At 63.7% G+C, this 8,420-nt stretch carries 10 protein-coding genes; 3 read left to right on the top strand and 7 right to left on the bottom strand.

Annotated elements, in window-relative coordinates; genetic code table 11:
* Nucleotides 1-152 precede the first annotated feature (152 nt).
* The 4 genes from WBF82_RS11870 to WBF82_RS11855 form a co-directional block, all read right to left on the bottom strand.
* Nucleotides 153-1,031 carry an ABC transporter permease gene (locus WBF82_RS11870; protein ID WP_424383222.1) on the bottom strand — a complete coding sequence of 293 codons (879 nt, stop codon included), beginning with the start codon at nucleotides 1,029-1,031 and terminating at the stop codon, nucleotides 153-155.
* A 1-nt stretch (nucleotide 1,032) separates the two neighbouring features.
* Nucleotides 1,033-1,749: an MlaE family ABC transporter permease gene (locus WBF82_RS11865; protein WP_424383225.1), complete on the bottom strand. Its 717-nt coding sequence runs from the start codon at nucleotides 1,747-1,749 to the stop codon at nucleotides 1,033-1,035.
* Between the two features lie 252 nt (nucleotides 1,750-2,001).
* Nucleotides 2,002-3,033, bottom strand: a complete 1,032-nt coding sequence (locus WBF82_RS11860; RefSeq protein ID WP_424383221.1) for an NAD-dependent epimerase/dehydratase family protein — start codon at nucleotides 3,031-3,033, stop codon at nucleotides 2,002-2,004.
* Nucleotides 3,030-3,533: a nuclear transport factor 2 family protein gene (locus WBF82_RS11855; protein WP_424383220.1), complete on the bottom strand. Its 504-nt coding sequence runs from the start codon at nucleotides 3,531-3,533 to the stop codon at nucleotides 3,030-3,032. The genes WBF82_RS11860 and WBF82_RS11855 overlap by 4 nt, the downstream gene beginning before the upstream one ends.
* A 57-nt stretch (nucleotides 3,534-3,590) precedes the next feature.
* On the opposite strand from WBF82_RS11855, the gene msrA reads away from it, so the two are divergent.
* Complete coding sequence (gene msrA, locus WBF82_RS11850; RefSeq protein WP_424383219.1) at nucleotides 3,591-4,115, top strand: peptide-methionine (S)-S-oxide reductase MsrA; 525 nt, start codon at nucleotides 3,591-3,593, stop codon at nucleotides 4,113-4,115.
* Here the strand turns inward: msrA and WBF82_RS11845 are convergent.
* Together WBF82_RS11845 and WBF82_RS11840 are read right to left on the bottom strand one after the other, a co-directional pair.
* The gene (locus WBF82_RS11845) at nucleotides 4,105-4,575 is read right to left on the bottom strand and encodes a PaaI family thioesterase (RefSeq protein WP_424383218.1); all 471 of its coding nucleotides are present in this window, start codon (nucleotides 4,573-4,575) and stop codon (nucleotides 4,105-4,107) included. The genes msrA and WBF82_RS11845 overlap by 11 nt on opposite strands.
* A gap of 11 nt (nucleotides 4,576-4,586) precedes the next feature.
* Nucleotides 4,587-5,915: a cytochrome P450 gene (locus tag WBF82_RS11840; protein ID WP_424383217.1), complete on the bottom strand. Its 1,329-nt coding sequence runs from the start codon at nucleotides 5,913-5,915 to the stop codon at nucleotides 4,587-4,589.
* Between the two features lie 147 nt (nucleotides 5,916-6,062).
* Here WBF82_RS11840 and WBF82_RS11835 point away from each other — a divergent pair, with 147 nt between their 5' ends.
* Nucleotides 6,063-6,653, top strand: a complete 591-nt coding sequence (locus tag WBF82_RS11835) for a TetR/AcrR family transcriptional regulator (RefSeq protein WP_424383224.1) — start codon at nucleotides 6,063-6,065, stop codon at nucleotides 6,651-6,653.
* A gap of 40 nt (nucleotides 6,654-6,693) precedes the next feature.
* The gene (locus WBF82_RS11830; RefSeq protein WP_424383216.1) at nucleotides 6,694-6,906 is read left to right on the top strand and encodes a TOBE domain-containing protein; all 213 of its coding nucleotides are present in this window, start codon (nucleotides 6,694-6,696) and stop codon (nucleotides 6,904-6,906) included.
* 13 nt (nucleotides 6,907-6,919) lie between these two features.
* Here WBF82_RS11830 and WBF82_RS11825 read toward each other — a convergent pair whose 3' ends face one another.
* A complete protein-coding gene (locus WBF82_RS11825) occupies nucleotides 6,920-7,804 on the bottom strand; it encodes an alpha/beta fold hydrolase (RefSeq protein WP_424383223.1) in 885 nt (294 codons plus the stop codon).
* Nucleotides 7,805-8,420: the final 616 nt, after the last annotated feature.

Raw genomic sequence — 8,420 nt, 5'->3', positions numbered from 1 at the left:
GGGTCTTGGCGGTGAAGCCGCCGCGAAACTGCGCGTATACCAGCGCAAGTACCAGCGCGCATGCCAGGAACAGTCCCACTGCCGCCAGGGTGTCCGGCCAGGTCCGGGGCTTGCGTTCCTTCGTCTTCGTCACGGCGTTCGTCATGGTTGGGCTACACCGTCAGGTTGAAGTTCGGATCGACGCCGTAGAGCGCAAGAGACGTCAGCAGGACGACGATCACCGTTGAAACCAGCGAGAAGCGCATTGATCGGCCGACGGCCTCCCCCACCCCGACCGGGCCACCGCTGGCGTTATATCCGTAGTAGCAGTGGGTGATCATCACGATCACCGCCATCACGATGACCTCGGCGCCTGACCAAAACACGTCCTCGGTTCGCAAGAAGGTCTGGAAGTAATGCTCATAGGTGCCTACCGACTGTCCGTAAAACAGCGTGGTGACGACTTGGCCGGACACGAACGACATGACAAGTGCCATCGCATAAAGCGGGACGACTACGGCCAGCCCGGCCATCAGCCGCGTTGACACCAAGAACGCGACCGACTTGATACCCATCACCTCGAGTGCGTCGATCTCTTCGCTGATCCGCATGGCGCCCAACTCGGCGGTCGCGCCGGCACCTACGGTGGCCGCCAGCGCGACGCCGGTCACCACGGCGGTGACCACGCGTACGTTGGCCAATGCGGCGAAGAACCCGGTGAATGCCTCGACGCCGATGTTGCCCAATGATGCGAAGCCTTGGATGGCGATCAGCGAACCGCCGGAGAGCGTTACGAAACCGACGATCGCGGCGGTACCGCCCACGACGGCCATCGCACCGGTGCCCATGCCGATCTGGGCGATGAGTCGCAGTGTCTCCCTGCGATAGTGACGCAGCGCCCACCCGATCGACCAACCGCCGATAACGGCGAACCTGGTGAGGTGCCCGGCCTTGTTGACCGCACGGACACTGCCGCCGACATAGTGGTTGAAGTTTGCGGCCGCGCGTGGAAAGCGCGCTCGTAACACGGCAGCTGCCGAAACATCAGCCATGTCAATGGCCCGTCCCGAATCGCACGCCGATGGTGGTCAGCACCACGTTGACCGCGAACAGTGCAAGCACGCACAACACCAACGTTTCGTTGACGGCGACGCCGACTCCTTTGGGACCGCCTTTTGTCGTCAGCCCTCGGTAGCAGCCCACCAAGCCTGCGATCGTTCCGAAGATCGCCGCCTTGATCGTCGCAATGACTACCTCGGGCAGACCCGTTACCAACGTCAGCGTCGCGAGATATGCGCCGCCCGATACGTTCTGCAGACCGACGCCGAAGATGAAGCCGCCGACCAAACCGATAGTGATGACGGTCCCGTTGAGCAAGGTGGCGACGACGGTCGCCGCCACCACCCGCGGCACGACCAGCCGGTGGATGGGGTCGATGCCGAGCACCTCCATCGCATCGATTTCCTCGCGGATGGTGCGTGCACCCAAGTCGGCGCAAATCGCGGTCGACCCGGCGCCGGCCACCACCAAGACGGTGGTCAGCGGGCCCAGCTGAGTGACGGCGCCGAGCGCCGCACCTGCACCGGAGATATCCGCGGCGCCAAACGCGGCCAGCAGGGTGTTGAGCGTGAACACAATGAGAACGGTCAGCGGTATCGAGACCGCGATGGTGGGTAGCATCGCGACTCTAGTGATGAACCAGCTCTGGAAGATGCACTCGCGCCAGTGAAATGGCTTCCGGAACAACGCTTTTCCGGCCAGTACACACATCCGGGCAAAGCCGCCGACCGTCGCCAGTGGGGCCTCGAGCTGCTCACGAACATAGTCCGCGAGCCGGGGCGGCGCTGTTGTCGTCACCGCGGCCTCGGCCCGCGAACGGGATAGCCACAACAGATTGAGGGTGGACGTGCTTCAGTGCGAGGGCGCCACACATACACCATGCGTCACACTATGTAACAAAAATCACTTCAGTTACATAAGACACGCGGGGCCTGCCGCAGTTAAGTTAAGCGCGATTCCGGCTCACTCGGTCGGCGCGGTCTTAGTGTTTTGCCTGATGTTCTTCAGGTCAGCCCAGAATCGCGCGGCCTCTCGGATGGATTCCTCGACTGGCCTTGGCTGCCAACCCAGTTCGCGGCCGGCCTTGCTGTGATCGACGGGGGCTTCGGCACGCATCATCCGCACCGAGGCCAGGCTGAGTTCGGCGTCTTTACCGGTCAACCGGGCTCTCAGGCTGCCTAGTGCGCCCAGAACGTAGAGCACAGGCACCGAGATGGACCGCCGCGGCGGCGGCACGCCGGCTTCGTCGGCCGCAATCGTGATGACCTCTTTTAGCGGAATCATGCGTTCAGAGATCAGGTAGCGCTCGCCGTTTCGGCCGCGCTCGGCGGCCAGCAGCATCGCCCTGGCCGCGTCGTCGACACCGACGACCTCGAGTTGGATGCCGTTCATCAGGAAAGGCAGCTTGCCGAATACCGCGCCGGCGATGAACGCGCCGTGCGGTGTGCGGCCCCAGTCACCGCTGCCGTAGGTGGTCGAGACGCACATCGCGACGGCGGGCAGATTTTTTTCCGATGCATATCGCAGCACCATGTCCTCGGCCTGGACCCTCGACTCGACATAGGAGGTAAGCCCACGGTGGTCGATCTGGTCATCTTCGGTTGCCACATGACCATGCCGTCGGCCCACCGTCGCATAGGTGCTGGTGAACACGAAGCGATGCAGCTTTGCGGCGATGGGGTTTTCGACGGCGACATCAAGGACGTTGCGCAGTCCCTCGACGTTGGTGCGAAACAGCGGTGCCGGATCTTGCAACCACGCCCGGGTGTCGACCACGCAGTAGTACACCTCGTCGCAACCGTCCATCGCCCGGCGCACCGTGGCGGTATCGAAGACGTCACCATGGAATCGGGTGACGTCGAGATCGTCGATGCTGCGGGTGTTGGCGCCATCGCGCACCATTGCGCGCACATCGGCGCCGGTCGCCACGAGTTGGCGGGTGACATGCGAGCCCAAGAATCCGTTGGCTCCGATGACCAGCTTGGGTGCGCTCATTGTTGGCCTCCGTATTGGCGCATCCACCGCGCAGCGTCGTCGTCGAGGGTGCCCAGCGCTTCGGCCTTCTTGCACCACTTGAGGCCCGCCTGCAAAAAGCGCAGTGGGTTGTAGATGTCTTCTTGCCGGCACCATTGGCCGTCGCCGGCGTAGGTGATGATCGAGATGTTCGTCGCGCTGATGATGGTGCCGTCACCCGGGTCGCGCATCGGGTTGTCCAGTTCGCAGATGATGCGCCCGGTCGGCTCGTCGATAACCGACCACAGCGACGGAAAAGCTGTCATGTGGCTCCCCGGGAAGGTCGACATCGTCTTGCGGATCCAGGTCAGCACCTGGTCACGGCCCTTCATCGTGCCTGCCGCGTGCTCGATGTAGTCGACGTCCGGCGTGTAGTGCTCCACCCAGGCGTCCCAGTCCTTGGTCGCGGCGGCGCGCGCGACCGTCTGCTCGAACGTTTCGAACGCGGCCGCAAGCTCGTTGCGGCTGAACACCTGCTTCACGCAAGAAACTAGAACACGTTCTACTGGGTTTTGTCGAGCACGTGGATAATCGGCAAGATGACGGACTTCAGCAAGGCGATACTGGCCGGCGGCTGCTTTTGGGGCATGCAGGATCTGATCCGCAAGCAGCCCGGGGTGGTGTCGACCAGGGTCGGCTACACCGGCGACCCACATGTCCCCGACGCGACCTATCGCAACCACGGCTCGCACGCCGAAGCCATCGAGATCTCTTACGACCCCGCACGTACCGACTTCCGGACACTGCTCGAATTCTTTTTCCAAATCCACGATCCGACCACCAAGAACCGGCAGGGCAACGACGTCGGCACCAGCTACCGCTCGGCGATCTTCTACCTCGACGAGGAACAAAAGCGCATAGCGCTAGAAACCATCGCAGACGTCGAGGCATCCGGTCTGTGGCCGGGCAAGGTGGTGACCGAAGTCAGCCCCGCCGGCGACTTCTGGGAGGCCGAACCCGAGCACCAGGACTACTTGGAGCACTACCCCAGCGGGTACACCTGCCACTTCATCCGGCCCGACTGGAAGCTGCCGCGACGCGCGGCGCCGACCGCTAGGTCCTGATCGCGCGTAGTTGATACAGGCCGCGGGTGGTGGCCACCGTCTGACCGTCAGCGTCGGTCACCACTGCCTGCAGGGTGAAATCGGCCTTACCCCGCTCGGCGGCTTCGGCCTCGATGCGCGCGATCGTCTCGTCGTCGAGGTTGGCTTCCGCGCGCACATCGGATTTGGCCATCGCGACGAATTGGATGTCAAGGTTCTTGACCAGCGGGAAATACTTGGCGGTGTCGAACGTGATCAGCGGAATGATGCCGCCGAGGACTTCGGCCACGGTGAACAGCACGCCGGCGTAGATCACGCCGAAGTGGTTGCCGTTGCCTTCGGCCGGAACCGTTGTGGCGGCAAAACCGGGCCGGGCCTCGACGACCTGCACGCCCATCTTGTGTGCGATCGGAATAGTCGATTCCAGCGCGCCATTCATCACTTGCACCAGCTGATTGTCCCCACCGTCGTTGGCAGCCATGACCGCCGATCTTAACGCCGGTGGACGGCGATCTTTCCACCGTGCTTGGGGGTATAGGCAACCCCTCGGGAGTGGTACTTCTCCCCCGGCGCGGTGGTGGTCTCGATCGTGAAGTGGCGCAACACCGTTCGCAGCACGACATCCATCTCCATGTTGGCGAACACAGCGCCGACACAACGACGGGCACCGCCGCCGAACGGGATCCACGCGAAGCTGGGCGGTTTGGTCCCGATGAAGCGCTGCGGGTCGAAGCGGTCGGGTTCGGGAAAAACCTCGGGGTTGGCGTGCATCCGCGCAATGCTGACAAGAATCGAAGACCCACGGGGAATGGCCCAGTCGCCGAGTTCATAGACGGGCACATAGACGTGGCGACCGGCGAAATCGATCACTGTTCTGCTGCGCTGCACCTCGAGAATCGTCGCCTGACGGAGCGCGTTGTCTTGCGCGTCGGCCTCGGCGACCAGTGCCGCGAGCACATCAGGATGTCGACTCAGTCGCTCGAACGCCCAGCCGAGGGTAGCCGCGGTGGTTTCATGTCCGGCGGCCAGCAGCGTCAACAGCTCATCGCCAATGTCCTTGCGCGACATGGCTGAACCGTCTTCGTACGTGCTGCGCAGCATCAGCGCCAGCACATCGTTTCGATCCTCGAAGTGCGGGTCCGCCCGCTCTGCTGCGATCAGCCTGTCGAGAACGACGTCGTATTTTCGCCGCCACTCTGCCAGCCGGCCCCATGGGGAGTAGCGGCCGAAAGTCCGAGGCGGCTTGGGCAGTATCGCCAGCCGGGAACCCAACGTGACCCACGGCGGGAGGATCCGGCGCAGCTCGTCAAGCTCGGCGCCCTCGGCCCCGAACACAGCGCGCAGGATCGCGTTCAGCGTGATCCGCATCATTGACGGCAGCGTGGCGAACATCTTGTCCTCGGGCCAGTCGGCGATCTCGCGCAGCGTTTCTTCTTCGATGATGGTCTCGTAGTTCCTAATGCTCTTGCCGTGAAAGGGCGGAGCCAATAGCCGGCGGCGCTGGCGGTGGTCATCACCGTCGAGCGCGAACACCGAGCCCGACCCGAGCAGCCTGCTCAGGTTGGGCTGGATGTTGCCGAGCACCTCAGGACTGGTAGTGAAAACCTGCTTGGCCAACTGCGGATCGGCAACCACGACGATGCGGCCGTACACCGGAACGGTAAGCATGAAGGCGTCGCCGTAGCGACGCGTCATGAACTGCGCAGCCCATCGTCGCGAGATTGAAAAGGCGGCGCCCTGAATGAACTTCGGCATCCGCGGTGCGGGAGGTAACCTGACGGCGGGCGGCGCGGCGGCCGCGTGGGTGTCGATGGTGCTCATCGCTGTGCACTCCCAACATCGGTCTGGTACTGCACCGTACCAAGGGCGTATTGGAGTACGGTACCCTGTAGTACCAAGCGCTGGCAAGGGTCGGAAGGAGGCGACGTGGCTACAACCGTCGCTGACGACGCGGCGTCGGCTAAGTCCATCGATGAGTCCGTCGCTATCGACCCATTCCGACGCCGGTTGCTCGACGGCCTCGCGGCCTCGATCGCCGAACGTGGCTACCACGCCAGCACCGTCGCCGATATCGTCCGTCACGCGCGCACGTCGAAGCGCACGTTCTACGGCCAGTTCCCCAGCAAGGAGCAGTGTTTCCTCGAGTTGCTGCATGCCGACGTCGAAAGGTTGGCCGATGAGATCCGCGCCGCCGTCGATCCGGATGCGGACTGGCAGATTCAGATTCGTCAGGCCGTGGAGGCCTACGTGGACCACATCGGGTCCCAGCCCGCGATCACATTGAGCTGGATCCGCGAGCTGCCGTCGATGGAAGCCGCCGCGGCGCGGCCATACCAGCGTCGTGGCGTGCACCTGTTGACCAGCTTGCTGATGGGCCTGAGCGCCAGCCCGGGGTTCCAAAAGGTCGGCCTGCCGCCGTTGACCCGGCCGCTGGCGGTGATCCTGGTAGGCGGTCTGCATGAGCTGACCGCGCTCGCCGTCGAAGACGGGCACAGCGTGCGCGAGATTGTCGAGCCGGCCGTGCATGCCTCCGTGGCACTGCTCGGCTACCGCGACTAGAACATCACCGCCGACCGGCGTAACGGCTTAGGCTGATGCGATGCGGCTATCGACACGGAATCAGCTCAGCGGGACCATCTCCGATGTGGACGTCGGCAGCGTGATGGCGATCGTGAAAGTTCGGCTCGACGGCGGCGATCAGATCGTCACCTCGTCGATCACCAAAGATGCGGCGCTTAGCCTCGACCTCAAGGTCGGCCAACCCGCGACAGTGTTCATCAAGGCCACCGAGGTAACCATCGGCGTCGACTGACCGACGGCCCGGTTCACCTTTTGAGGAAGCCTCGCAACCGATCGAGCACCAGATCCGGGCGCTGCTCGACGATCCAGTGACCGACGCCGTCGACCAGCTCGACCTCGAAATCGCTTATGTGCGCGGCATATCCGCTCAGCAGATCCGGTGTGAGCACAGGATCTTGGGTGCCACTCAGCCAGCGGACCGGGACATCGATTGGGACACCGTCGAATTCGCCGCGCAGCCAGCGCACCATCTCCGTGTTCTGAAAGGTCCGATACCAACGCGAGCCGGCGACCGCGTGTCCGGGCTGACGCATACATTCGACGTAGAGCCGGACGTCGTCTTCGGGCACGTTAAAACCGCCGCCAACCCATGACGCCAACATCCTGAAGTACCGGCCCTTTGAATCGCCGATCAGGCGCGGTCCGATCACCGGCAACAACATCGGGATCTGGTACCAGAACCGCCAGATGTTGCGCACCATCGACAGATCCCGCGTCACATAGGGCGCCGCGGTATTGAGCCCGAAGAACCCGGTCACCTTCGCCGGATGGCGCAGCATCATGATGAACGCGACCGGCCCGCCCCAGTCGTGGGCCACCAGCGTCACCGGCCCGACGGCCAACCTGTCCAATACAGCCGCCAGGTCGTCGGCCATGTCGTTCTTCAGGTAGCGCGAGCGCGGCGCGGAACTCCACCCGGCGCCGCGCAGATCCGGACACAGCACCCGGTACCCGTCGGCGGCCAGGGGGCCGATCAGCTCGTGCCACTCCCACCAGTTCTCCGGAAAACCATGTACGAGCATCACCGGCGGCCCGTCGGCTGGTCCGGCGTCGGCGACGTGGATCGTGATGCCATTGCCCAGATCGATGAACTTGTGCTCGACGCCATCCAGGGCGGGCAGATTAACCAGGGCTTGACAATTTAGCACTGGAAGCGAAACTGTCGCCGCTACACTTGACGTGTGTTCAAGCGTCGTATGTCGACAAGCGGCGAACGTCCCACGCGGTGGGCGCTTTTGGCCGGGGTTGCGGGAGTATGCACGGCAATCACGGGGGCAACGATCGGCTCGGCAGCACGCGCGCACGCCAACCCCTTTTCCGCGCAGTTCCAGTCGCCGTCGGGAGACATCACCTGCAGCGTGGTTAACGCCCCGCCTCAAGACACGCACTCGCTCCCAACGAATTTTGCGCAGTGCGACGTCGTTAACCAGACCTGGGTCCCTTCGCGACCGCCGCCGGCCGGGCGGGCTGATGCCACCGTCACCTTCGTACTCATGCGCGGCCAGTTGCCAGTTCTGGGCTACAGTCCGGGCACCTTGGCGGCCACCGAGCCGATGAGTTACGACCAACCTGTTACTGCGGGAGCGATCGGCTGCGATAGCGACCAGTCGGCTGTGAAATGCATCGATGCCAGCACCGGACACTTTTTCCGCGTGTCGCCGGAGTCCTACGAGCTGGGGTGATGATCCTCAGGCGGCGACCAACTCGCGCACCTCGGCGGTGCTGGACTTCTTCGGCGGCAGAGCC

Origin of the sequence: Mycobacterium sp. (genome assembly GCF_049673265.1) — a bacterium.
GTDB lineage: Bacteria > Actinomycetota > Actinomycetes > Mycobacteriales > Mycobacteriaceae > Mycobacterium.
Note: the sequence above shows the minus strand (reverse complement) of the source record. Positions and strands in the feature narration are given on the sequence as shown.